Source organism: Stenotrophomonas sp. YJH_SMC_91, assembly GCF_059368495.1.
The window spans coordinates 88,704-110,047 of sequence record NZ_JCAFRT010000008.1 but is presented as its reverse complement, the minus strand read 5'-3'; the positions used below and the strand labels follow the sequence as shown (position 1 = coordinate 110,047).

Here is a 21,344-nt window from a genome sequence, read left to right as displayed (position 1 = left end):
TAACAGCATGCAAAAATGCCAAAAGCGTCTTTGATCCAGCGTTGAATGCAACTCTTCTGATTGGCGTTGCGCAGCGACGGCGGTACAGATGGTGGGCCGCCGGAAAATGGGTGGCCGGGCCTCGAAAACCCGTTAGATCACGAACGTTGTTTGCGCTTGCCAGCCGGCGTCACCCCGCGTGGCGCCGGCTGGCATTCCGTCTGCCGGCTATGGCGGGCGGAGCGTGGAGGCCTTGCGCCTGCCGGTCTTGTTCGTGATCTCCCGGTTTTCGAGCCACGTCTCCGCCCGCCACCTCTATGTGGCGGTTACCGTCTGTCCTGCACGGAGCCCTTGCCATGAGCACACCCGAATCCTCCCGCCTGCGCGCGCAGTACGTGCCCGCCAACGCGGACGCACCCTCGGAAGCACTGCACCCGCACGATCCGCACGGTTTCATCGCCACGCTCGACCGCATCGGCAAGGGCGCCGCCGCCGACGGCCAGCCCTGGCCGGAACGTCATCAGATGCCCGGCCGCCGCATGGCCTTGGCCGACGCGGATTGCGCATTGACCGGCCTGCGAGTGGCGCTGGAAATGCTGCTGGCTGCCGAGCGCGTGCGCCAGAACGGACCCGACGAGGAGTACGTGGGCGACCGGGTGATGGAGGGCCTGATGATGGTCAGTCTGTCGCTGACAGCACAGGTCAGCGCACGCATGCGGCCGGAAGGGTGATACGGGGAACAACGCTCACTGCAACGCCGGGCACGGCCCGGCGCTGCGGCGCGCGCCACATCACTCGCAGAGTGCGCTGTCTTCCTTCAACGCGGCATCCTGCAGTGGCTGGCGCTGTTCGATCTGCGCACGTTGTTCCGCCGTCGGCTCGCCCAGCCACCATACACGGCAGCGCGCGGTAAGACGGCCAACTATCTTCGACTGATCGGGCGAATACAGCATCGCCAACGCGGTGCCGGGGCAGTCGTGGGCCTGGCAGGCGGTATAGAACCACCACGGCTCACCCTGCAGCACTACCAGTTCGCCAGGACCGCTGGGCCCGCTCAACAGGCGTTCGCGCAGCGATGGAATCTCCTTGTCAGCGGATTCGGCTGCGGCCGTGTTCTTCATCAGGGCGTTGAACGCGGCCAGCACCTTCGGATCCTTGCGGCCGCAGTCGTCCACGGTATTGCCGCCCACCAGGGTGAAGAAATGCGTCGCCAGCGGGTTGTCCGCGCAGGTGAGTTCCCCGCCGGCGCTCGGGTCTTCCGGTTCGCCTTCGTTGTCCCACACCGAGGGGTCCACACCGTCTTCGGCGGACGGTTCCTTCTCGACCACCGTCGCTACGGCGGCCGGTGCTTCGGTGGTCGGCGCTGGCGCCACAGCAGGTGCAGTCTCGCCAGTCTTTTCCGGTGCCTGTCCGCAGGCTGCCAGCAGCGCGGCCATCATCGCCATCCCTGTGATTCGCATCTTCATTCCGTGTCCTTGTCTAATCTGCGCTGCATCCACCAAATCGGCGGCCGCGTGATTCTAACCAGCGGCGCGCTAGGATGCGTCTGAAGCCTTCCCATCATCGCCAGGGCCTGGACGCATGCGCCGCACACGACTCGCCATGATCTTCTGCAGTGCCCTGCTGATGGCATCGCCGGCAATTGCCCACGATGCCGAAGGCGCGAAGCCCGCACAGCCGCTTCCCGATATCGCGCTGCCCGCACCGCTGGACCGTGTACTGCGCGACTACGAGCAGGCGTGGCGCACGGGTGATGCCAAGGCATTGGGTGCGCTGTTCGCCGAGGATGGCTTTGTGCTGCAGAGCAACCAGCCGCCGGTGCGCGGCCGCAGTGCGATCGAGGCCGCGTATGCCGGCCAGGGCAGCAGTCCGTTGCGGCTGCGTGCCTTGGCGTATGCGGTGGAGGGGAATACGGGCTACATCATTGGTGCGTACAGCTACGGCAACAACGTGGGCGATACCGGCAAGTTCACGCTCACGTTGAAGCGCGTGGGGGATGGGCCGTGGCTGATCTTTTCGGACATGGACAACACCAGCGCGCCGCCGCGGGCGCGGTGATCGGCGTTGCAGTAGATCCACGCCATGCGTGGATATGCAGCGCGCGTGATGCCAAGCAAGCTTGGCACCCACCAAAGCCTGTCTCCCGTCCGGCACCCGCGTGTACTCCCTGATGAAAAAACCCCGGCACGTAGCCGGGGTTTTTCGATTCACTTGAACAGCGTGTCCGGGTATTCCGGTTTCTGTTCCCGCGCCAGCAATGCGCGCAGGCCTTCTTCCGGCGTCTGCTCGCCATGCAGCACGGCACGCACGCGGTCGGAGATCGGCAGGTCGATGCCATGGCGGCGCGCCTGTCGCATCACTTCGTCGGCGGTCTGCACCGATTCGACCACCTGGCCGATTTCGCGCACGGCATCCTGCAGCGTCTGGCCACGGCCCAGGGCCAGGCCCAGGCGGCGGTTGCGCGACAGGTCGCCGGTACAGGTCAGCACCAGATCGCCCAGGCCCGCCAGGCCCATCAGCGTTTCCGGCTTGGCACCGATGGCAGCGGCCAGGCGCAGCATCTCGTTGAGGCCACGGGTGATCAGGCCGGCACGGGCGTTGAGGCCCAGCTGCATGCCATCGGCCACGCCGGTGGCCACGGCCAGCACGTTCTTCATCGCACCGCCCAGCTCGGCACCGACCATGTCGTCGCCGGTGTAGGCGCGGAACGCCGGGCCATGCATCGCCTCGGCCACCGTCTGCGCGAACTCGGGCACGTCGCCGTGCACGGTGATCGCGGTCGGCAGGCCCTGGGTCACTTCCTTGGCGAACGACGGCCCGGTGACAACGGCCAGCGGCACGTCCTCACCCAGCACTTCGCGCGCCACTTCATGCAGGAAGCGGCCCGAACCGGGTTCGAAGCCCTTGGTGGCCCAGGCCACGCCGGCACCGGCAGGACGCAGCGGCGCCAGCGCACGCACGGTTTCGCCGAAGGCATGCGAGGGGGTCACCACCAGGATCCAGGCCGCGCCCTCCACCGCCGACGCCAGATCGGTGGTGGCACGCAGGCTGTCCGGCAGCGGGATGCCCGGCAGGTAACGCGGGTTCTCGTGGCGCTGGTCGATGGCTTCGACCACGGCAGCATCGCGCCCCCACAGCACGGTCGGATGACCGTGCCGTGCGAGCAGGCTGGCCAGCGCGGTTCCCCAGGAACCGGCGCCAAGCACGGCGATCTTGTCAGCGGTAGTGCTCATCCGTGACGTCGCGGCAGGAATCAGGCGTTGCCAGCCGGCTCGGAGTCAGCCAGCGACGGTGCGTCGCCCTGCTCCTGGCGCTGGCGCAGGGTTTCTGCGTACAGGCCTTCGAAGTTGATCGGCTGCAGGAAGAACGGCGGGAAGCCGCCGGCCTGGATCAGGTCGCTGATCAGCTGGCGCACGTACGGGAACAGGATATTCGGGCACTGGGTGCCGAGCAGCACGTCGATCGACTGCGGGTCCAGGCCGACCAGGCCGAACACGCCGGCCTGCTTCACTTCGGCCACGTAGGCGGTGCGCTCACCGGCCTGGCAGGTCAGGGTCACGGCCAGCACGACTTCGAAGGCGTTCTCACCCAGGCGCTGCACCTGCTGGTTCAGGTTCAGCTGCAGCTCCGGCTGCACCTGGTCATTGAAGATGGTCGGGGCGTTCGGCGACTCGAAGGAGACGTCCTTGACGTAGATCTTCTCGACGGTGAAAGCGGGGCCGGTGGCGGCATCGACCGGCGCAGCAGCGCCGTTGGTGATCTCTTCGGACATTTCCAGTAACTCCAATGAATGCAATGAAAACGATGGTCGAATTACTGCGATGGGGGCGGGATCAGGCCCATACAAGGCCGGATCCGCCACCTGCGGCAATCAGTTGCGGCCCTTGACCAGCGGCAGCTCGGCCTGCTGCCAGGCGGGAATGCCGCCGTCGAGCACGTAGACCTTCTCGAAGCCGGCCTTCTTCAGCGCCTTGGCGGCGGTTTCCGAGGCGTTGCCGCTGCGGCACACCAGCACCACCGGCGACTGCTTGGCGTTGGCCACCAGCTTGTTGTCCGGGCCGAAGGCACTGGCCTGGGCGTTGCGGCTGCCGGCAATGTGGCCCTTCTCGAAGTCACCGCTGGCCGACAGGTCGACCACCACCGTGCCGCCCGCGTTCATCAGCTGGGTCAGTTCGGCGGGCTTGATGCCCTTGAAGCCCCGGAACAGGCGGCGGATCTCGGTGACGATGATGGCCACGGTCAGGCCGACCAGGGCCGCGGACAGCATCGGGTTTCGGCCTGCAAAGGCCAGCAACTCTTCGTAATTCACTCAGGTCACGGGTCGATTAAGCGGGCGCCGATTGTCGCACAAGCCGGACGCGGCCCGTCACTGCCCCTTCCACAGGTCCGGCAGGCCGGCGGTCTGCCACCAGCGCTTGGCCTCCGGATCCCAGCGCCAGCGCTCGACCACCATCACGGTGCGTTCGGCCTGCGTGTTCTGGTTGATCACCCCGATTTCGACCCGGCGCTCGACCAGGCCGCCTTCCAGCGCCGCGCTGCTGCGCTCGCGGTAGGACGACACGCGCAGCTGCGCGTAGCGGTTGAGCTCGAACTCGGTGGGCGGCTTCTCCTTGCGCAGCTTGGGGTCCAGATAGCCGATGGCATCGTCCATGCTGCCCCAGCGGATGGTGGCGCCGTAGGCGATCTGGGTCTCTTCCAGCAGCTTGCGCTGCTTGCGGCTCAGGTCGTCGGCCGAAGCCACGGCGCTGACCAGCAGCAGGGAACACATCAGGAACTGGATGAGGCGGCGCATCGGTGGTTTCCCCAGAACGTCAGCCTGCCATCCTACCCTTTGGCGAAGGCAACAAAGCGACCGCTGAACTCGGCGGCCGGCTTGCCATCGGTGCCGGGCTGGGTGGCGATGATGCTGATGCGGGCCTTGCGGCGCTGGCGGAAGGTATTCAGGAAGGCATCCCAGCCGCTGGCTTCGGCCGCTTCGGCATGGGCATGCAGGTCTTCGTAGACCGGGGCCAGGTAGCGCAGGTTACTGTCGGCCACGTAGACCTCGGCATCGTGGCCGGCCAGGCGCAGGCGCAGGCTGACCAGTGCCCAGCCCGACAGGGTCAGCACCGAGGCCAGGCTGCCACCGAAGGCGTTGCCCTTGTCGTTGACGTTGGCGGCCAGCGGCGCGGTGATGCGCAGCACGCCGTCGGCATAGCCGTCGAGCTGGATCTGCATGGCGCGGACCGCCGGCATGCAGTCCAGCACATCCTGCAGGGCGGCCAACGAGGAAGTCAGGGCATCAACGGACATCGGAGCAGCGACCACGACAACGAAGGGCCCGCATAATGCAGGCAATGGCCGACCATACGATACCCACTGGCGCTGCCGGTTCCGAGGCGGGCTGGACCTTCATTTCGCTGCGCCCACGAGGCCAGAATGCGGCGCTGCGCCGCGCCGTCGCTGGGCTGGGCGGGCATGTCGTGGCCCTGCCGCCCTGGCGCTTGCAACGCCTGCAGGGCACGCCAGTGGTGCGCCAGCTGCAACGCGCGCTGAACTGCGATCGGGTGGTGTTCACCAGCCCGGCCGCCGTGACCGCGGCCGCCACCCTGCTGCCACTGGCCGAGGTGCAACGCAGCCCGTGGCTGACCGTGGGCGAAGGCACCGCGCGCGCGCTGCGGGCGCAGGGCGTCGGCGAGGTGCATGCACCGCAGCGGATGGACAGCGAGGGCCTGCTGGCGCTGCCGGTGCTGGCCGAGGCGCGGGGCCTGCGCATCGGCCTGGTCACCGCGCCCGGCGGACGCGGGCTGATTACTGCACACCTGCAGGCCGCAGGCGCCACGATCGAACGTGCCGATGTCTATCAGCGCCGCCTGCTGCGCCTGTCGCCCCGCACGCTGGCTCGATTGGCGCATTCAGCGCAGCCGTGGGTGTTGGCGGTGAGCAGTGGTGAGGCGTTGCTGCATTTCTGGCAGCAGCTTCCGCCGGCATTGCAGCAACGCCTGCAGGCCCAGGCCACCGTCGTCGTGGCCAGCGAACGGCTGGGCGATCAGGCGCATGCACTGGGGCTGCAGCGCGTGGTGCGCGCGGCCGGGCCCACCACGGCGCAGCTGGTGGCCGCTGCACACGCCACGCTCACCGTCCCGGCAGCGACCTGAACAGGGACGTGGGTCACGCTTGCCGCTGTGGTCGGCAACAGTGATGCTGTGCACAACGCGGCCTGCCGGATCCTGACCGGCGACGTTGCCGACAAGGAAGCCCCATGAACGAGACTCCGCCCGTTTCCCCGCCCCGTCGACCCGTGCGCTGGCTGCTGCCGCTGGCCGGGGTGGTCGTGCTTGGCGTGGGCGGCTATGCCGGCTGGTACGTCTGGCAGCAGCAACAGCACGAACAGGAAGCGAAGGCACAGACCATGGCCGTGCAGCTGCAGGGCCTGGAGGCGACGCTGGATGCACTGCGCCGCGACCAGCGCGCGACCAGCCAGCGGCTGCAGGATGCGGCGACCACCAACCGCGTGCTGCGCGACGAGATGCTGGGCCTTTCGCAGCGCAGTGCGCTGCTGGAAGAGAACCTGGCCAAGCTGGCCGACAGCGCCAACCAGGGCCGCCAGGCGGTACAGCGCGATGAGGCCGAACTGCTGCTGACCCAGGCGGCGCAGCGGCTGAATTATGCCGACGATGTGGAAGGCGCGCGCCGCCTGTATGCACAGGCCGCCACCGCGCTGGCCGATCTGCCCGACAGCGATGGCCTGAACCTGCGCCAGGCATTGGTGCAGGAGCGCGATGCACTCGATGCGCTGGGCGCCGGCCCGCGCGTGCAGTCGCTGCAGCGGCTGGATGCCTTGGCCAGGGCACTGCAGGGGCTGCCGTCGCAAGTGACTGGCAACGCTGCGACCGACACCGCAAAACCGTGGTGGCAATCGACGCTGGCCCCGTTCGTGGACATCACCCCGAGCCGCCAGAATGGCCCGCTGACCGCCGCGGAACGTCGCAATGCCGACGACGCCCTGCAGCTGGAACTGACCCTGGCGCGCGCCGCGATCGAACGCGGCGACCGCACGGGCCGAGATACCGCACTGGAACGCGTGGAGCACTGGGCACAGCGGCGCTGGCCGGATTCACCGGCCCTGCGCGCGCAACGTGCTGAACTGAAGGCCTTGCGCGAGCTTCCGCTGCAGGCCAGCAACACCGTGCTTGGCAGCACCCTGCAGCAACTGCGCACCCAGACCGACCGGAGGTAGTCCCGCATGAAACCCCTGCAATCCCTGGTTGTGCTGTTGCTGGCGGTGGCCATCGGCGTGGTGGCCGCGCAATGGCTGGGCGCCGATGACCTCAACCGTTTCGGTGAAGTAACCCTGCGCTACGGCGGTTACGACTACCACAGCAACCTGCCGAAGGTGGCGCTGCTGTCGGTGATCGCAGTGCTGGTGCTGTGGCTGCTGTGGAGCCTGATTGCCGCACCGTTCCGCGCCTGGGGCCGCTACCGCCGCAAGCAGGGCCGGGTGCGCCTGATCGACGGCCTGCAGGCCTACGAGCACGGCCAGTGGCAGCGTGCCGAGAAGCTGCTGGATGGCGCTGCCAAGGACCCGGAAGTGAGCGCGGTGGCGCTGGCCAATGCCGTGCGCAGCGCACAGGCACGTGCCGACGGCCCCGCCGGTGAAGCGCTGCTGCAGCGTCTTGGCGAGAGCGATGCCACCCTGCAGGCGCTGCTGCGCGCCGAACAGCTGCTGGCGCGCGATCTGCCGGTGGATGCGATCAACGCATTGGACGTGGCGGCGATCCAGCCGCTGCCGCCGCGCGGCCTGTGGCTGCGTACCGAAGCGCTGGCGCGTGCCGGCCGCGCACACGAGGCCTATGGCCAGCTGGGTGCGCTGCGCCAGAGCAAGGTACTGCCGGCCGAATCAAACAGCGAACTGGAAGCCCGCCTGGCCGCACAGGCGCTGCTGGAAGCGGCCGACGTCAACGCATTGGCCGCACAGTGGGAAGCCACGCCGAAGGCGCTGCGGCCGACCCCGGACGTGGTGGGCGCCTATGCCAGCCGTGCGGTGGCCCTGAACTGGGATGAGCCGGCGCTGCTGGCGCTGGAACAGGCGCTGGACCAGCGCTGGGACGACGAACTGGTGGCGCTGTACGGCCGCCTGCCGGCCGAGCGCCTGGCCACCCGCCAGGCCAACCTGGCGCGCTGGCGCAATGTGCATGATGGCTCGGCCGCACTGCATCTGGCGCAGGGCCGCGTGGCCCTGGCCCAGCAGCAGTGGGATGCCGCCGATACGTTCCTGCACGAGGCCATCGCCGCCGGCGCCGGTGCCCCGGCGTGGGAGGCACTGGGTGAACTGTTCGCGCAGCGTGGCGAGCACGCGCTGGCCGCGCAGTGCCTGGCCAATGCGCTGCGACTGCAGCGCGGCGAGGACAGCGTGGCGCTGGTGCGCGGCAGCGAGGCGCCACTGCGTGCCACGGTGGAAGAGCAGCCGATCGCGGTGCAGCCCCCGGTATATGACGCCAATGAAGAGCGCGACGAGTTCGGCAACCCGCGGTTGCCGTGAGGCGTGCCGACCAACGGTCGGCACCCACCGGAGCAACAAAAAAACGCCGCCCAATGGGCGGCGTTTTCGTACCAGCGCTGCCGGCCAGCGGCCGGCACTACCGTGATGCTCAGCGTTCGACGATCGCCACCACGCCCATGCCGCCGGCGGTGCAGATCGACACCAGCGCGCGGCCGCCGCCACGTTCGGCCAGCTGCTTGGCTGCGGTAGCGATCACGCGGGCGCCGGTGGCGGCGAACGGGTGGCCGGTAGCCAGCGACGAGCCCAGCAGGTTGATCCTGTCCGGGTCGATACGGCCCATCGGCGCATCCAGGCCTAGGCGGTTGCGGCAGTAATCCTCGCTCTCCCACGCACGCAGGGTGCACAGCACCTGTGCAGCGAAGGCCTCGTGGATCTCGTAGATGTCGAAGTCCTGCAGGGTCAGGCCGTTGCGCTTGAGCATCTCCGGCACGGCCACGGTCGGTGCCATCAGCAGGCCTTCGCCATGCACGAAGTCCACCGCAGAGACGTGCGCATCGCGCAGGTACGCCTGCGGCTCATGGCCGTGCGCACGCGCCCACTCTTCACTGGCCAGCAGCACCGCGGCGGCGCCATCGGTCAGCGGCGTGGAGTTGGCGGCGGTCAGGGTGCCACGGCCGGAGACCTTGTCGAAGGCCGGCTTCAGCGTGGCCAGCTTTTCCAGCGAGGTATCCGGACGCAGGATGTTGTCGCGCTCGACGCCACGGAACGGTGCGATCAGATCGTTGAAGAAACCGCGCTCATAGGCAGCGGCCAGCTTCTTGTGCGAGGACACCGCCCACTCGTCCTGCGAGTCGCGCGAGATGTTCCATTCCTTGGCCATGTCCTCGCAGTGGTCGCCCATGCTCTTGCCGGTGCGCGGCTCGGCCACGCCCGGGAACTCGGGCTTGAGCTCGGAGAACTTGAAGCCGGAAGTGAGCGCGCGGATCTTGTCGCCAGTGCTCTTGGCACGGTTGGCGGCCAGCAGGCGCGCGCGCAGCTTCTTGCCGTAGACGATCGGCACATCGGAGGTGGTGTCCGAACCGCCGCCGATGCCCGATTCAATCTGGCCCAGCGCGATCTTGTTGGCGACAGTGATGATGCTGTCCAGCGAGGTGCCACAGGCGCGCTGCAGGGTGATGCCCGGGGTCAGCGGCGACAGGCCGGACGACAGCGTGGCTTCACGGCCCAGGTTCCAGTCGCTGGAGTGCTTGATCACCGCACCCATCGCCACTTCACCCAGCTGCTGGCCGTGCAGGCCGAACCGTTCGACCAGCGCGCCCAGCGTACGGACCGACATGCCGAGGTTGCCGACATCCGAATACGCGGTGTTCTGGCGGCAGAACGGAATGCGGACGCCACCGAGGATGGCGACGGGACGAGCGTTGGGCATGGAGATACCTGGCATGGATGAGGGTGTCTGCAACATGGCCTGCACGGCGGAGCAGGCATAATGGAGCCAAGTGTAGCTGCCGCCCTGTGATGGGCCAACCGTGGAACCATGAGCAAACCCGACCCCGCGATGAATGCCCTTGGCGTGCTGGCCCTGGAACTGGCCGGCGGTGAAATCCCCCGCCAGGCGGTACTCAGCGCCGAACAGGCCGGTGAACTGGCCGATCGCGTCGGCCGCGACCTGTCCAAGCTGGTGCCGCAGGTGGCCGAGCTGGACCTGGTGTTCGCCGCCGCCCATTTCGACCCGGCCGAAGTGCTGCGCCCGGGCTGGCCGATCCACCGCCGCCTGGAAGAACTGCAGATGCGTGCCCCGGGCCGCAACCAGGGCCCGCGCCTGCTGGCCTTTGGTACCGACGCCCAGGGCGACGTGCCGCTACCGTTCCAGGCCGACGCCAGCCTGGTGGGCGGCGGCCTGCGCGTGGTGCCGTTCCTGCTGACCGGCAGCGACGTGGCGACGACCAATGCGGTGGCCGAGGCGCTGGAAGACACGCTGCTGGCCAACGGCATGGCCCATGCCGACACCGCGTTGATGGCGCAGAACACCTTCGGTGCCCGCATCGAGCACGCGCGGTATTTCACTGTGAATGATCTGGCCGCGATGATGTCGATGCAGTACGACAACCAGGGCCTGGCCGCACTGTGGCCGCTGATCGAGACCGCGATCATGGCCCCCGGTGAAGACGAATGGCTCAACGCCGCGCCCGAGCCGCTGCTGCGTTACACGCATGGCGAAGCACGCATGGCGCTGTTCGATCCGGCCGGCTGGTGCGCGCACTACGATCACGGCAAGAACGATTGCGACCGCCTGAAGGGCATCTACGAGCAGTTCCTGATGCGCCAGCGGCAGATGGCCGCGGTGCTGGAAGCACATGGCGTGCCGGTACTGTTCGTGCACTGCGAGGCCGGCCAGGACGCGCGCGAACTGCTGGCGCGCTGATCAAGCCGCACCACGCGCCGCCAACCGGTTCGGCGGCGCGATGTGCCACCATTGCGGGCTAGTGCATGGATACTCATGCGCGATCAAGGACGAACTGCATGCTGTGTAGACTTCAATGCGCAGGGCTGACCCTGCTTGCCGCAGCCGTCTGTGGCCTTCCGATCATGGCCCAAGCAGCGGTACCGGTTGCCGCGACACCCACCTGCACAGTTGCGCCGGCCTTCGCTGCTGCCGTGGCGGAGCCCGAGGTCTATGACAGCCATATCAGCTTCAGCAACACGGTCAAGGTGCAGGTCAACGTCGATGCGCAGGGCCGCGCCCACGATGCGCGCGTGCTGAACGGCTCCCGCAACCGGGTGCTGGATGATGCAGCCCGGCAGGCGGCCCTCAGCTGGAAGTATCAGTGCACGGGCCCGGGCGGCATCGCGCAACCGGTCGTGCCTGTTCCGGAACCGGCTTGCCGGCTGGACCGCCTGAGCTGGGCGGACAACGAACCCAGGTTCTCCAGCGCAGTGCGGTCCAGCGGTTTGCGCGGCTCGGCGGAAGTCTGGTTGCGCCCGGTGGCCGGCGATCCGGCAAAAACGGAGGTGAAGATCGGCCGGAGCAGCGGGGATGCACGCATTGATGACACGCTGCTCAACGCCGCACGGAACTGGCGGCTGACCTGCCCTCCGGACGCGCCCGTGAAGCACCCCTGGATCAGCTTCACCCAGTCATTCAACTTCGAACCGCGGCGCCAGCCAGCGGCCACGGAGGCATCAGAGCCGGAGCCAGATGATGTGGTGATTGCAAATGATGCCCTGCTGGAATTCGGCACCGTCGCCGGCTTCGTCGAAGCGCTGCCGAAGATGAAGGGTGTAGATCTTGCGCCGGATCAGTCGAGTCAGCCGGGGATGACGCTCTACAACACCAGTCTTGGCGCGATCATGCGGGAAATCGAGATGACCGAGGGACGGTTGAAGCCGGTGACCATGACCCACTGGCTGGTGATGGTGCCGCCCCACCGCACGGCACCGGCCGTGGTGCGCACCTTCAAGCGCGAAGTGATCGATGCCAAGACGGGCAAGGCCCACATGCAGACCGATATCTCGATCCTGTGTGAAAGCGGCCCTGCCGAATGCGCTGAACTGCGGCAGCGACGCGACACATTGCTGCGATCCCCCTGACCGCAGCAAAGGCAGCCGAGCATTGGCTCGGCTCTACAGGAAGGGATGCAAGAAAAACGCCGGCTTGCGCCGGCGTTTTCCATTTCCAGCAGGAGCGCGCTTACGGCGCCTTCTGGATCACCGCACACGCCAGGCGCGCGCCGGCATTGCCGGTCGGCTGGGTCTTGTAGTCATCCGCATCGGCGTGGACGATCAGGCCACGGCCGATGATGTCGAAGTCATCACCCTTGCCGATGTTGACGTTGCTCGACACCGGGCCGTCGATGGTGGCCACGCCCTTGTCGTCGGCCTTGATGTTGGGCATGTCGCCGCCGTGGTGCGGATCGGTGGCGACATTGCCGTGATCCTGCTTGCCCGGGTTGAAGTGGCCACCGGCACTCATGCCGTCCGGGGCGCTGCAGTCGCCCTTCTCGTGAATGTGGAAGCCGTGCTCGCTGCCCGGCTTCAGGCCGCTGATCTGGCCGGTCACGTGGACCTTGCCATCGACCACCTTGAAGGTGACGCTGCCCTTGGTCTCGTTGCCCTGGGTCGGTGCCAGCTCGGCGCTGGCCGTAGCATCGGCAGCCGGTGCAGCCGCCGGGGCCGGCGTTGCAGCCGGTTCGGTGGTGGCACCGTCGGCCGGCGCGGCCGGAGGGGTTTCAGCCTGCGGCGCGGCCGGCTGCTGGTTGCAGGCCGCCAGGCCCAGCGCAGCAATGGCTGCGAACAGCGAAGTGTGGATCAAGCGCATGGAATCTCTCCCTGGATGATGCCTGCAGTGATCAGCGGACAACCCGGATCACGCCACAGGCGATGCGGACGCCGGCATTGCCGGCGGGCTGGCTGCGATAGTCGTCGGCGTTGGCATGCACGACCAGTGCACGTCCGGCGATATCGGTGGCGGCGCCTCCGCCAAGGGTAACGCCCTTGAGGTGGATATCGACGTTGGCGCGGCCCTGGGCGTCGGCACGCAGATTGTCCATGTCGCCCAGGTGGTGCTTGCCGGTGCCGGCGCGGCCATGCGCGGCGCCACTGGGGTTGAAGTGGTTGCCGGCACTGCTGGCATCCACCGCACTGCAGTCGCCGCGCTCGTGGATGTGGAAGCCCGCCTGCTGCATCGGCTGCAGGCCACCGATCAGGCCGGTGATGTGGATACCGCCGGGCTCCACCATCAGTGCGATGCGGCCACTGACAATGCTGGCCGAGGCCGGCGCAAGATTGGCCTCGCCCTGCTTCGCTGCGCTGACCACGGTCGGCGGTGGCGGAGTAGGTTCGGTCTTTTTCGGCGCACTGCCGCAGGCAGACAGCAGCACGGCGGCGGACAACGGCAGGATGGCATAGGACAGACGCATCAAAGACTCCTTGCAGATGACACTAAGCGTTGCATCGTCCATGAACGATCAACAGTTCGGCAAGCGGGCGCGAGGATCGCGTGCAGGGGCCGTTCAATGGCCCCCGCGGCGGCGTCCGGCGCCCAGCTTGCGGGTAAGGGTATTGCGGCCAAGGCCGAGGCGGGCAGCGGCTTCGGCACGGCGGCCGTGGGTGATCTGCAGCGCGGCCTCCAGCAGGGCATGGTCGACCCGCTCGCGCACCTGCGCGTGCAGCCCTTCCACGCCTTCGGCCAGCTGACGGCGTGCCCATTCGGCCAGCAGCGCTTCCCACTGCCCCGGATCGGCGCTGGTGGTGCTGCTGCGACGACCGCGCGTACGGTTGAGCGCGGTATCGACGTCGGCCACGCCGATGGTGTCGGCGGCCGCCAACGCCGCCATCCGCCAGCACACGTTTTCCAGTTCGCGCACGTTGCCCGGCCAGTCGTGTTCGCGCAGCGCCTGCAGTGCGGCCGCGGTCAGGCGCTTCGGCGGTGTATCCAGCTTGCGCGCGGCGGCGGCCAGGAACGTACTGGCCAGCTGTGCGATGTCCTCGCGGCGCTCGCGCAGCGGTGGCAGCTGCAGGCGCACCACGTCCAGGCGGTGCAGCAGGTCGGCGCGGAACTTTCCTTGTGCAACCAGCCCTTCCAGGTCCTGGTGGGTGGCGGCAACCACCCGCACGTCGACGCGGATCAGTTCACGGCCACCGACGCGGAAGAACTCGCCCTGCGCCAGCACGCGCAGCAGCCGGGTCTGCAACGGCAGCGGCATGTCGCCGATCTCATCCAGGAAAAGTGTGCCGCCATCGGCCTGCTCGAAGCGGCCGATATGGCGGCGCTGCGCGCCGGTGAAGGCGCCGGCTTCGTGGCCGAACAACTCGCTTTCCAGCAGCTCGGACGGGATCGCAGCGGTATTGAGCGCGACGAAGGGCCCCTGCGCGCGCGGCGATTCGCGATGCAGCGCATTGGCCACCAGCTCCTTGCCGGTGCCGGTCTCGCCGGTGATCAGCACCGCCAGCGGTGCCTGCGCCAGGCGACCGATGGCGCGGAACAGCGCGCGCATCGGCGGGGTATCGCCCACCAGTTGCGGCGGTTGGTCGCTATGCGCTTCGGCCGCAGGTGTGGCCGCCGCCAATGCCGGTGCGACGGCCGGCAGCACCCGTTGCGCCAGTGCCACCGCATCGTCCAGATCGAACGGCTTGGACAGGAATTCATGCGCGCCACCGCGGAACGCGCCGGCCGTGCTGGCTACATCGGTATAGGCCGACATCACCACCACCGGCAGCTGCGGCAGCGCGGCCTTGAGCTTGTCCAGCAGCACCAGGCCATCGTCGCCGGGCATGCGCACATCGGTGAACAGCAGCGCCGGTGGCGGGCCTTCGCTCAACGCCTGCAGGGCGGGTGCGGCGCTGTCGAAATCGACGACCTGGTAGCCCGCCTCGCGCAGCGCGGTGCACAGCACGAAGCGCACGGCCCGATCGTCATCGACCACCCAGATGCGCTGCGGGGACGAAGAGGACTCAGACATCGCGCGGGGCCTCCTCGGCCGGGGCAGCGCCGCTGACGATCGGCAGCAGCAGAGTGAACACGGTATGGCCCGGGCGCGAGCGGTAGGTCAGCGTGCCGCGATGCTCGCGCGCCACCTGCTGGGCCAGCGCCAGGCCCAGGCCAGTGCCTTCGGCACGGCCACTGACCAAGGGCAGGAACAGGTGTTCAGCCAGTTCCTCGGGAACGCCACGGCCGTCGTCGGCGATTTCCAGGCGCAACGCCAGCGTGTGCAGCTGCTCGGCAATGCGCACGCCATGCTCCACGCGGGTACGCAGGGTGATGTTGCCGGCGCCGGCCTGGATCGCGTTGCGCACCAGGTTCCAGACCGCCTGGGTGAGGCGGTCGGCGTCACCATGGAATTCGGGGATGCTGGGGTCGTAGTCACGCTGCAGGCGCACCGCCCAGCCGGCTTCGCTCTCGGCCAGGCGCAGCACGCGTTCCAGCGCGGCATGGATGTTCAGTTCGGCATGCGGCGCGGCCGGGGCCGGCGACAGCAGCTGGTCGAGCAGGCCGTTGAGGCGCTCGATCTCCGAGCCGATCAGTTCGATCAGCTCACGTTCGCTGGCGTCGCGCTGCGCCGCACGCCGGGCAAGCAGCTGGGCCGCGCCCTTCAGTCCGGCCAGCGGGTTGCGCAGCTCGTGGGCCAGGCCCTTCAGCGCCGCACTGAGCGCGCTGGGCAGCGCCTGGGTGGGATCGAGTCCTGGGAACTCATCGACCGGATGCGCCTCCAGCAGCCAGCCGCCATCGTCGCGGCGGCTCATCCAGCCCTCGGCGAAGCGCGGCGCCTCGCCGGGCACCGCCAGCGCCAGCCGGTTCAGGCGCAGGCTGTCGCGCTCGTCGCGGGCCAGGAAATGGGCCAACGCCTCGCCCTGCACTTCCAGGGCGGCCAATGGCCGACCCAGCAGGCGCCGGACGCTGACGCCCAGCCAGCGGGCGAAGGCCGGATTGCAGCCGGCAATGCAGCCATCGGCCCCGGCCCAGGCCAGCGGCGTGCCCAGGGCATCGAGGGACGGCGGGGGTGCGGGGTCGGACATTGCACCAATGTAGTGCAAAACGGGGGTCCGGGGTCGGATCCCTTTCCGTGAGGAAAGGGCTCTGACCCCTGCCGCAGGTCGAGCAAGCTCGACCACTACCAGATGCGTGGCCGGTTACAGCTTCATGTTCAGGCCGACGAACACGCTGCGGCCCGGGGCCGGCGAGAACATCGGGCGGGCGCTGTTCCAGAAGAAGCTGTCGTACCAGACGTAGGCGTACTGGCGGCCGGTGACGTTCTTCAGCTGCAGGTCCACGCTGAAACGCGGGGTGAGCTGATAGGCAGCACTGAGGTCGAGCACGGCGAAGCCACCGAACTTGCCGGCCACGTTGCGTTCTTCCAGATAGTAATCGCCCTGTGCACGCGCCTGCAGGCCGAGGCGCAGCGCGTCGCTGGCGCGGTAATCCACACCCAGATTGCTGATATGGCGCGGGGTGGCAGCCACTTCGCGGCCCTGCAGGGAAATGCCGGCATCGCGGTCGTCGCGGGTGATCTTCGCTTCCTGGTAGGCGTGCGAAGCCCATACCGTCCAGTCGTCGCCCAGTTGCAGGCTCAACTGCGCATCCACGCCTCGTCGGCGGGTCTTGCCCAGGGTGACCGTGGTGCCAGTGGCCGGCATGTTGGATACCTCGTTTTCCGCGTCCTGCTGCCACACCGCCAGGCGCGCCTGGGCGCCCTGGAACGGCTGGAACTTCAGGCCCAGCTCCATGCCGGTGTTGGTGGACGGCTGCATCGGTGCCTGCCCGGGGGTGAGGTAGGCCGGCGCGGTGGACCCGGTCAGTACCTGGAAGGTGCGGCCCCAGTTCGCGTAGACGTGGGTGGTCTGGCCCAGGCTGTGGATGATGCTCAGCTTGGGCTGACCGATGCTGCCGTAATCCTGCAGCCGAGCGGTGATGCCGTTCATCAGGTGCGTGCGGCCACTGAAACGGTCCACGCGGTAGGCCGGCACGATCTTCCAGGCCTCGACCGGCTGGTAGACGGCCTGCACGTAGGCACCCCAGTTGTCGAAGCTGTGGCGATCGTTGTTCTGCACCCGCGCCGGCGGCTGGCTGAAATCGGTGGGTTCGGCGTAGGCGTAGCGCTCGCGGATGTAGCCGTTGTCCTGCTGCTCGTAGTTCAGGCCGCCCTCGACAGTAAGCGCGGGGCTGGCCTGCCAGGTCAGCGTGCTGAGCAGGCCATGCTGCCGCTCGTCCCACACGCGGCGCTGGCGCGGCAGGTTGCCGGTGGGCAGGTTGCTGAAGGTCACGCGGCGGTCGTCTTCGTAGCGGTTGTAGTACAGCCGCGTGCCGAAGGTGAGTGCGTCGGACAGCTTCATATCCAGGTGCGCGGCAAGCTGGCGCATGTCGCGGTCATCACCGTCGTTGCCGTTGCGCAGCTCGCTGCCACGGCGGTGCGTGCGCAGTTCCTCGGCGGTCATGAAGCCCGGTTCGTCGGCCTCATGGTGGTAGGCGCGCGCGGTCAGGCCCACGCGCAGCCCTTCGTCCAGCGTGCCGAAGAACCACTTGCCACCCAGCGAGTACTTCCTGGAGGTGTCGTGGTCGCGATAACCATCGCTGGCCTGGGTGCCGACGAAATAGTTCTGCGCGAAGCCATTGGCTTCGCGGCCAACCGCCAGCTGTGCATCACGGGTGTTGTAGCTGCCGTAGGCCAGGCGCGCATCGGTGTAGCTGCCACCCTGGCGCGTACCGAAGTTCACGTTGCCGCCGATGTTGTGCAGGCCATAGCGCGGATCGTTGGTACCGCGCACTACTTCGATGTAGCTGATGTCCAGCGGAAACAGCATGTCGATGAAGCGCTGGTTGCCGCTGTTGACGTTGCTGGGGATGCCATCGATCAGCGTCTTGATGGCATTGAGGTAGCCCTCGCCGTTGAAGGCGCGGAAGCTGACCTTGCCCGATTCGGCACCCTGCCGCGTTTCGGTGAGCTGGATGCCGGGCATCTGCCCCAGCAGCTCCCAGCTGTGCGAGACGTTGCGGTCTTCGATCTGGTCCGCGCCGAGCACGTCCACCGAAGTCAGCACCTGGTGCGCGCTGAGCTGGCCTTCGCCATGCTGGTGCACCTGCACCTTGCCGAGGGTGAGCGCGGCATCGGCGGACTGTGCGAAAGCTTCAGGGGCGAGCGGCGCGGCCGCCAGGGCGGCCACAAGGGTGGGAGTCTTCATGGGAAGGGGCGGCTGCGGTGAAACGTAATCATATAACATTTCACATGCCCGCTTTTGCAGCGTCGAGCAAGGCTCGGCGCTACAAGGGCGGGTGCCGGGGGCTGGGATTACACCGGGTAGCCGGTGGCTTCCCGTGCCTTCTTCCAGGCGGCTTCGAATTCACGCGCGGAGATTTCGTCGTCCTCGTCGAAATCCAGGAACGACACTGGCTGGTCGGCCAGCAGGAAGCGGTCGTCGCTGTGGGCATGCTCGTCGGCCCAGACCATCTTGGTGCCGTAGATTTCCACCTGGCGCACGATCTTCTCGCCACGGGCTTCCATCAGCACGTTGCCCTTGCCCAGGCCCGATTCGGCCCAGTGCTTGTAGTACTTCTTTGCGGCGGATTTCGCGCCGGGTTTTGCGTTGTGCTTTGCGTAGGTCATTGCAGGGGTCCTGGCCGCAGGCGCGGCCGGAAAGTTCGGAATGGCGCCATTATCAGGCATCCGGGGTCAGAGCCCTTCCCTTTGGAAAGGGATCCGACCCCCTGCTGGTTCAGTTCGGCAGGGGCACGCCCTTCGGCCACAGCATCCAGATATTGCCCTTCTGCTTCATGTCGCCGGCCAGCTTGCCGGCGGCATCCCCGCTGCCCCAGTACAGGTCGGCGCGCACCTCACCGGCGATGGCGCCGCCGGTGTCCTGCGCGGCCACCGGGCGCACCACCGGGGTGCCGTCCGGGCGCGTGGTGGAGAGCCACAGCAGGCTGCCCAGCGGCACCACGCTGCGGTCCACCGCCACGCTGTAGCCGGCGGTAAGCGGCACGTTCAGCGAACCACGCGGGCCTTCCGGGCTGTCCGGGTTGCGCACGAAGAACACGTAGCTGGGGTTGCTGCGCAGCAGTTCCGGCACGCGCGCGGGATTGGCCCGTGCCCAGGCGCGGATGGCGTCCATGGTGACGTCTTCCTTCTTCAGCTGGCCCTGGTCCACCAGCCAGCGCCCGATGGCGCGGTAGGGGTGGCCATTCTGTTCCGCATAGGCCAGCCGCACCTGCTTGCCATCGGCCAGGCGCACGCGGCCGGACCCCTGGATCTGCAGCAGCTGCAGGTCCATCGGGTCGGTCAGCCAGGCCAGCACCGGGGCGTTGGCGCCCTTGGACGCGATGGTGCCGGCGTCGTCATAGGGCTTGAGCACCTTGCCTTCGACGCGACCGCGCAGGCGCCTGCCCTTCAATTCCGGGTAGAGGCTCTCCAGCTGCACCACCACCAGATCATCCGGCGTACCGTAGACCGGCACCGTCGCCTTGTCGGTGCGGGTCAGGCTGCCGGCATAGATCGGCTCGTAGTAGCCGGTAATCAGTCCGTCGGCCTGGTGGCCACCGGCACGCAGCGCGTAGACATCAAGGTCGCGCTGCAGGAACTGGCGGATCGCGGCCGGGTCCTTGTCTGACACCGCTGCGGCCGTGGCGCAGGGTTTGGCCCAGACGGCATCGTTCTTCAGGCGGGTGCAGCTGCTGCGCCAGGCAACGAAGCCCGCCTGCAGATCGGTATCGGAGACCGGGGGCAATGCGCTCCATGCAGCCTTGGCATAGGTGGCCGCGGGCGGCGTGACCGGCGTCGGCACTTCAGATCCGGTGCGGGGGGCGGTGGTGGCGCAACCGGCGAGCACGGCCGCTGCCAGCAGGATGCAGTGCCTGCGCTTGAAGAAGGTGGCGGAATCGATCATGCCGCCATGGTGGCGGGCCGGCCGCTGGCGAGCAAGCCATGCCAGGAGTCCGCGTTCATCACCAACGCATCCGGCCCAGCACCGGATTGCCCGCCAGGTGATGCCGGGCGACGGCCGCCACGTGCAGTGCAACCAGGCCCGCCAGCACCATGCAGGCGTATTTGTGGGTGGCGTTGAATGCAGCGGTGGCCACGGGTTCGGAGAGCGGCGCGGGGATCACGACAAGATGGAACACGTCGATGTCCCGTTCCATCATCAGCACACCGGTTACCAACACGACGGTGGTTACCGCGTAGAGGGCCCAGTGCGCGATTCGTGCCACCGCCTCGCCAGGATTGTGGCGACGGCCGCCGGCGATCGCCAGGCACAGGCGCAGCACGAAGAACGGAATCAGCACCGTGGTGAGCGAGACATTGATGAAGCCGATGCCCTGCTTGAGGCCGGCCGGGGCATCGGCGAATGCCACGTAGAAGCCACTGAACGTAGCCCACAGGATAATGGCGGCAGAAAACCAGTGCAGCAGCACCTGTGTTCTGGAATAAGGCATGGCGTGTCGCTCCGGCAATCAAGCGCAGCGACCTTAGACGTTTGCCGACGCGTACTGAATCAGACACCTTGCAAATGCAGGCCGCACCGCTGCAATTCCCAACGCAGGTCACGCCCTGCCGGCGATCACGGCGTCTGCAGCAGAAGCGAATGCAGGATGCGGGCGTCCTCTGCGTCCAGCGTCATCGGCAGGTCGTCGCGGCCACGGAAGCGGCGGTGGAAGGCGGCGACGGTGGCTTCGCGGTTGTCCAGTGGATAGCCGAAGCGGGCCAGCGCATTCCACGCGTCGAAGCCTTCCGGTGCCGCGCCGTCGGCGGCGCGCGGCCACACCCCGAAGCCGGCCTCGGCCAGCTGCTGCCAAGGGAAGAAGCGGCTCGGATCCTGCTTGCGCGTCGGCGCCAGGTCGGCATGGGCGATGACCTGACGCGGCGGGATGTTCAGGCGGGTGGTGAGATCGCGCAGCAGCAAGATCAATGATTCGATCTGCGCCTGGCTGAACGGGCTGCGGCCATCGTTGTCGAGCTCGATGCCGATCGAGGCCGAGTTGAGATCGGTGATGGTGCCCCAGCGCCCGGCACCGGCGTGCCATGCACGGCGCTCATCGGCGACCAGCTGGTAACGTCGGCCATCGGCGCCGATCAGGTAGTGCGCACTGACCGGCCCACCGCTGTTGGCGGTACGCAGCGTATGCAGGCTCTGCTGCACCGACTTCTGCTCGGTGTGGTGGATGACGATGATGACCGGCGTGCGCGCGTTCTGGTTGGGTGATGGCACCCAGGTGGCGAGCGGGTTGCGGGTTTCCTGCGGCGCGGAGGCACAGGCAGCCAGCAGCAGGCAGGCCGAGAGCATCAGGACAGTGCGGATCGGGTGCATGGCCTGATTGTGCGCGATCAGGCGCGATGATGCATGTCACAAGGAAGATTCTGTAGGTCCACGCCAGGCGTGGATGCGCCACTCCGGCTGT

The 21,344-nt window shown here is 67.8% G+C and carries 23 protein-coding genes; 7 read left to right on the top strand and 16 right to left on the bottom strand.

The window, feature by feature from the left end:
- Window positions 1-335 precede the first annotated feature (335 nt).
- A complete protein-coding gene (locus AC5P5X_RS11925) occupies window positions 336-710 on the top strand; it encodes a hypothetical protein (RefSeq protein WP_081113750.1) in 375 nt (124 codons plus the stop codon).
- Between the two features lie 60 nt (window positions 711-770).
- Here the strand turns inward: AC5P5X_RS11925 and AC5P5X_RS11920 are convergent, their stop codons facing one another.
- Window positions 771-1,445 carry an Ivy family c-type lysozyme inhibitor gene (locus AC5P5X_RS11920; protein ID WP_062606380.1) on the bottom strand — a complete coding sequence of 225 codons (675 nt, stop codon included), beginning with the start codon at window positions 1,443-1,445 and terminating at the stop codon, window positions 771-773.
- 136 nt (window positions 1,446-1,581) lie between these two features.
- Here AC5P5X_RS11920 and AC5P5X_RS11915 point away from each other — a divergent pair, with 136 nt between their 5' ends.
- Window positions 1,582-2,037, top strand: coding sequence for a YybH family protein (locus AC5P5X_RS11915; RefSeq protein ID WP_043034939.1), 456 nt, complete (start codon window positions 1,582-1,584; stop codon window positions 2,035-2,037).
- A 149-nt stretch (window positions 2,038-2,186) separates the two neighbouring features.
- Here AC5P5X_RS11915 and AC5P5X_RS11910 read toward each other — a convergent pair whose 3' ends face one another.
- From AC5P5X_RS11910 to AC5P5X_RS11890, 5 genes are all read right to left on the bottom strand, one after another.
- Window positions 2,187-3,212: an NAD(P)H-dependent glycerol-3-phosphate dehydrogenase gene (locus AC5P5X_RS11910; RefSeq protein WP_005407597.1), complete on the bottom strand. Its 1,026-nt coding sequence runs from the start codon at window positions 3,210-3,212 to the stop codon at window positions 2,187-2,189.
- 20 nt (window positions 3,213-3,232) lie between these two features.
- The gene (secB, locus tag AC5P5X_RS11905) at window positions 3,233-3,751 is read right to left on the bottom strand and encodes a protein-export chaperone SecB (protein ID WP_005407596.1); all 519 of its coding nucleotides are present in this window, start codon (window positions 3,749-3,751) and stop codon (window positions 3,233-3,235) included.
- A 99-nt stretch (window positions 3,752-3,850) separates the two neighbouring features.
- Window positions 3,851-4,288: a rhodanese-like domain-containing protein gene (locus AC5P5X_RS11900; RefSeq protein WP_004153552.1), complete on the bottom strand. Its 438-nt coding sequence runs from the start codon at window positions 4,286-4,288 to the stop codon at window positions 3,851-3,853.
- Window positions 4,289-4,345: 57 nt separating this feature from the next.
- Window positions 4,346-4,771, bottom strand: coding sequence for a hypothetical protein (locus tag AC5P5X_RS11895; RefSeq protein WP_005407594.1), 426 nt, complete (start codon window positions 4,769-4,771; stop codon window positions 4,346-4,348).
- A gap of 32 nt (window positions 4,772-4,803) precedes the next feature.
- Window positions 4,804-5,271 carry a YiiD C-terminal domain-containing protein gene (locus tag AC5P5X_RS11890; RefSeq protein WP_111189280.1) on the bottom strand — a complete coding sequence of 156 codons (468 nt, stop codon included), beginning with the start codon at window positions 5,269-5,271 and terminating at the stop codon, window positions 4,804-4,806.
- Between the two features lie 35 nt (window positions 5,272-5,306).
- Between AC5P5X_RS11890 and AC5P5X_RS11885 the strand changes: the two genes are divergently transcribed.
- The 3 genes from AC5P5X_RS11885 to AC5P5X_RS11875 all read left to right on the top strand — a co-directional run bounded on the left by AC5P5X_RS11885 (window position 5,307) and on the right by AC5P5X_RS11875 (window position 8,500).
- On the top strand, window positions 5,307-6,116 hold the full coding sequence (locus AC5P5X_RS11885; protein WP_133050869.1) for a uroporphyrinogen-III synthase: 810 nt from the start codon (window positions 5,307-5,309) through the stop codon (window positions 6,114-6,116).
- 104 nt (window positions 6,117-6,220) lie between these two features.
- A complete protein-coding gene (locus AC5P5X_RS11880) occupies window positions 6,221-7,198 on the top strand; it encodes a uroporphyrinogen-III C-methyltransferase (RefSeq protein WP_111189282.1) in 978 nt (325 codons plus the stop codon).
- A gap of 6 nt (window positions 7,199-7,204) precedes the next feature.
- The gene (locus tag AC5P5X_RS11875; RefSeq protein ID WP_012478739.1) at window positions 7,205-8,500 is read left to right on the top strand and encodes a heme biosynthesis HemY N-terminal domain-containing protein; all 1,296 of its coding nucleotides are present in this window, start codon (window positions 7,205-7,207) and stop codon (window positions 8,498-8,500) included.
- Window positions 8,501-8,609: 109 nt separating this feature from the next.
- Here the strand turns inward: AC5P5X_RS11875 and AC5P5X_RS11870 are convergent, their stop codons facing one another.
- Entirely contained in the window at window positions 8,610-9,905 is a 1,296-nt protein-coding gene (locus tag AC5P5X_RS11870; RefSeq protein WP_111193964.1) for an acetyl-CoA C-acetyltransferase, read from the bottom strand.
- 93 nt (window positions 9,906-9,998) lie between these two features.
- Between AC5P5X_RS11870 and AC5P5X_RS11865 the strand changes: the two genes are divergently transcribed.
- Both AC5P5X_RS11865 and AC5P5X_RS11860 read left to right on the top strand, forming a co-directional pair.
- Window positions 9,999-10,886, top strand: coding sequence for a hypothetical protein (locus AC5P5X_RS11865; protein ID WP_005407588.1), 888 nt, complete (start codon window positions 9,999-10,001; stop codon window positions 10,884-10,886).
- 98 nt (window positions 10,887-10,984) lie between these two features.
- Window positions 10,985-12,052 carry a TonB family protein gene (locus tag AC5P5X_RS11860; RefSeq protein ID WP_231098212.1) on the top strand — a complete coding sequence of 356 codons (1,068 nt, stop codon included), beginning with the start codon at window positions 10,985-10,987 and terminating at the stop codon, window positions 12,050-12,052.
- Window positions 12,053-12,152: 100 nt separating this feature from the next.
- Here AC5P5X_RS11860 and AC5P5X_RS11855 read toward each other — a convergent pair whose 3' ends face one another.
- From AC5P5X_RS11855 to AC5P5X_RS11815, 9 genes are all read right to left on the bottom strand, one after another.
- Window positions 12,153-12,779: a superoxide dismutase family protein gene (locus AC5P5X_RS11855; protein ID WP_005411864.1), complete on the bottom strand. Its 627-nt coding sequence runs from the start codon at window positions 12,777-12,779 to the stop codon at window positions 12,153-12,155.
- Window positions 12,780-12,810: 31 nt separating this feature from the next.
- Window positions 12,811-13,380 (bottom strand): superoxide dismutase family protein, encoded by a 570-nt coding sequence (locus AC5P5X_RS11850; RefSeq protein WP_062606388.1) that lies wholly within the window; start codon window positions 13,378-13,380, stop codon window positions 12,811-12,813.
- A gap of 93 nt (window positions 13,381-13,473) precedes the next feature.
- Entirely contained in the window at window positions 13,474-14,922 is a 1,449-nt protein-coding gene (gene ntrC / locus AC5P5X_RS11845) for a nitrogen regulation protein NR(I) (RefSeq protein ID WP_012478733.1), read from the bottom strand.
- Window positions 14,915-15,976: a two-component system sensor histidine kinase NtrB gene (locus tag AC5P5X_RS11840; protein ID WP_005411862.1), complete on the bottom strand. Its 1,062-nt coding sequence runs from the start codon at window positions 15,974-15,976 to the stop codon at window positions 14,915-14,917. Before AC5P5X_RS11840 ends, ntrC begins: the two co-directional genes overlap by 8 nt.
- A gap of 114 nt (window positions 15,977-16,090) precedes the next feature.
- Complete coding sequence (locus tag AC5P5X_RS11835; RefSeq protein WP_111189284.1) at window positions 16,091-18,136, bottom strand: TonB-dependent receptor; 2,046 nt, start codon at window positions 18,134-18,136, stop codon at window positions 16,091-16,093.
- 107 nt (window positions 18,137-18,243) lie between these two features.
- On the bottom strand, window positions 18,244-18,558 hold the full coding sequence (locus AC5P5X_RS11830; RefSeq protein WP_005407555.1) for a hypothetical protein: 315 nt from the start codon (window positions 18,556-18,558) through the stop codon (window positions 18,244-18,246).
- Between the two features lie 109 nt (window positions 18,559-18,667).
- The gene (mltA, locus tag AC5P5X_RS11825) at window positions 18,668-19,834 is read right to left on the bottom strand and encodes a murein transglycosylase A (protein ID WP_111189285.1); all 1,167 of its coding nucleotides are present in this window, start codon (window positions 19,832-19,834) and stop codon (window positions 18,668-18,670) included.
- 58 nt (window positions 19,835-19,892) lie between these two features.
- Entirely contained in the window at window positions 19,893-20,381 is a 489-nt protein-coding gene (locus AC5P5X_RS11820) for a cytochrome b (protein WP_049459772.1), read from the bottom strand.
- A gap of 125 nt (window positions 20,382-20,506) precedes the next feature.
- Window positions 20,507-21,253 carry an N-acetylmuramoyl-L-alanine amidase gene (locus tag AC5P5X_RS11815; protein ID WP_005407552.1) on the bottom strand — a complete coding sequence of 249 codons (747 nt, stop codon included), beginning with the start codon at window positions 21,251-21,253 and terminating at the stop codon, window positions 20,507-20,509.
- Window positions 21,254-21,344: the final 91 nt, after the last annotated feature.

Bases quoted from the DNA above. Each gene is read 5' to 3' on its own strand.
- AC5P5X_RS11895 (WP_005407594.1), bottom strand. From the start codon at position 4,771: ATGCGCCGCCTCATCCAGTTCCTGATGTGTTCCCTGCTGCTGGTCAGC.
- AC5P5X_RS11815 (WP_005407552.1), bottom strand. From the start codon at position 21,253: ATGCACCCGATCCGCACTGTCCTGATGCTCTCGGCCTGCCTGCTGCTG.
- secB (WP_005407596.1), bottom strand. From the start codon at position 3,751: ATGTCCGAAGAGATCACCAACGGCGCTGCTGCGCCGGTCGATGCCGCC.
- AC5P5X_RS11920 (WP_062606380.1), bottom strand. From the start codon at position 1,445: ATGAAGATGCGAATCACAGGGATGGCGATGATGGCCGCGCTGCTGGCA.
- AC5P5X_RS11870 (WP_111193964.1), bottom strand. From the start codon at position 9,905: ATGCCAGGTATCTCCATGCCCAACGCTCGTCCCGTCGCCATCCTCGGT.
- mltA (WP_111189285.1), bottom strand. From the start codon at position 19,834: ATGATCGATTCCGCCACCTTCTTCAAGCGCAGGCACTGCATCCTGCTG.
- AC5P5X_RS11840 (WP_005411862.1), bottom strand. From the start codon at position 15,976: ATGTCCGACCCCGCACCCCCGCCGTCCCTCGATGCCCTGGGCACGCCG.
- AC5P5X_RS11875 (WP_012478739.1), top strand. From the start codon at position 7,205: ATGAAACCCCTGCAATCCCTGGTTGTGCTGTTGCTGGCGGTGGCCATC.
- AC5P5X_RS11885 (WP_133050869.1), top strand. From the start codon at position 5,307: ATGCAGGCAATGGCCGACCATACGATACCCACTGGCGCTGCCGGTTCC.
- AC5P5X_RS11835 (WP_111189284.1), bottom strand. From the start codon at position 18,136: ATGAAGACTCCCACCCTTGTGGCCGCCCTGGCGGCCGCGCCGCTCGCC.
- AC5P5X_RS11860 (WP_231098212.1), top strand. From the start codon at position 10,985: ATGCTGTGTAGACTTCAATGCGCAGGGCTGACCCTGCTTGCCGCAGCC.
- AC5P5X_RS11880 (WP_111189282.1), top strand. From the start codon at position 6,221: ATGAACGAGACTCCGCCCGTTTCCCCGCCCCGTCGACCCGTGCGCTGG.
- AC5P5X_RS11910 (WP_005407597.1), bottom strand. From the start codon at position 3,212: ATGAGCACTACCGCTGACAAGATCGCCGTGCTTGGCGCCGGTTCCTGG.
- AC5P5X_RS11820 (WP_049459772.1), bottom strand. From the start codon at position 20,381: ATGCCTTATTCCAGAACACAGGTGCTGCTGCACTGGTTTTCTGCCGCC.
- AC5P5X_RS11855 (WP_005411864.1), bottom strand. From the start codon at position 12,779: ATGCGCTTGATCCACACTTCGCTGTTCGCAGCCATTGCTGCGCTGGGC.
- AC5P5X_RS11915 (WP_043034939.1), top strand. From the start codon at position 1,582: ATGATCTTCTGCAGTGCCCTGCTGATGGCATCGCCGGCAATTGCCCAC.
- AC5P5X_RS11830 (WP_005407555.1), bottom strand. From the start codon at position 18,558: ATGACCTACGCAAAGCACAACGCAAAACCCGGCGCGAAATCCGCCGCA.
- ntrC (WP_012478733.1), bottom strand. From the start codon at position 14,922: ATGTCTGAGTCCTCTTCGTCCCCGCAGCGCATCTGGGTGGTCGATGAC.
- AC5P5X_RS11925 (WP_081113750.1), top strand. From the start codon at position 336: ATGAGCACACCCGAATCCTCCCGCCTGCGCGCGCAGTACGTGCCCGCC.
- AC5P5X_RS11850 (WP_062606388.1), bottom strand. From the start codon at position 13,380: ATGCGTCTGTCCTATGCCATCCTGCCGTTGTCCGCCGCCGTGCTGCTG.
- AC5P5X_RS11890 (WP_111189280.1), bottom strand. From the start codon at position 5,271: ATGTCCGTTGATGCCCTGACTTCCTCGTTGGCCGCCCTGCAGGATGTG.
- AC5P5X_RS11865 (WP_005407588.1), top strand. From the start codon at position 9,999: ATGAGCAAACCCGACCCCGCGATGAATGCCCTTGGCGTGCTGGCCCTG.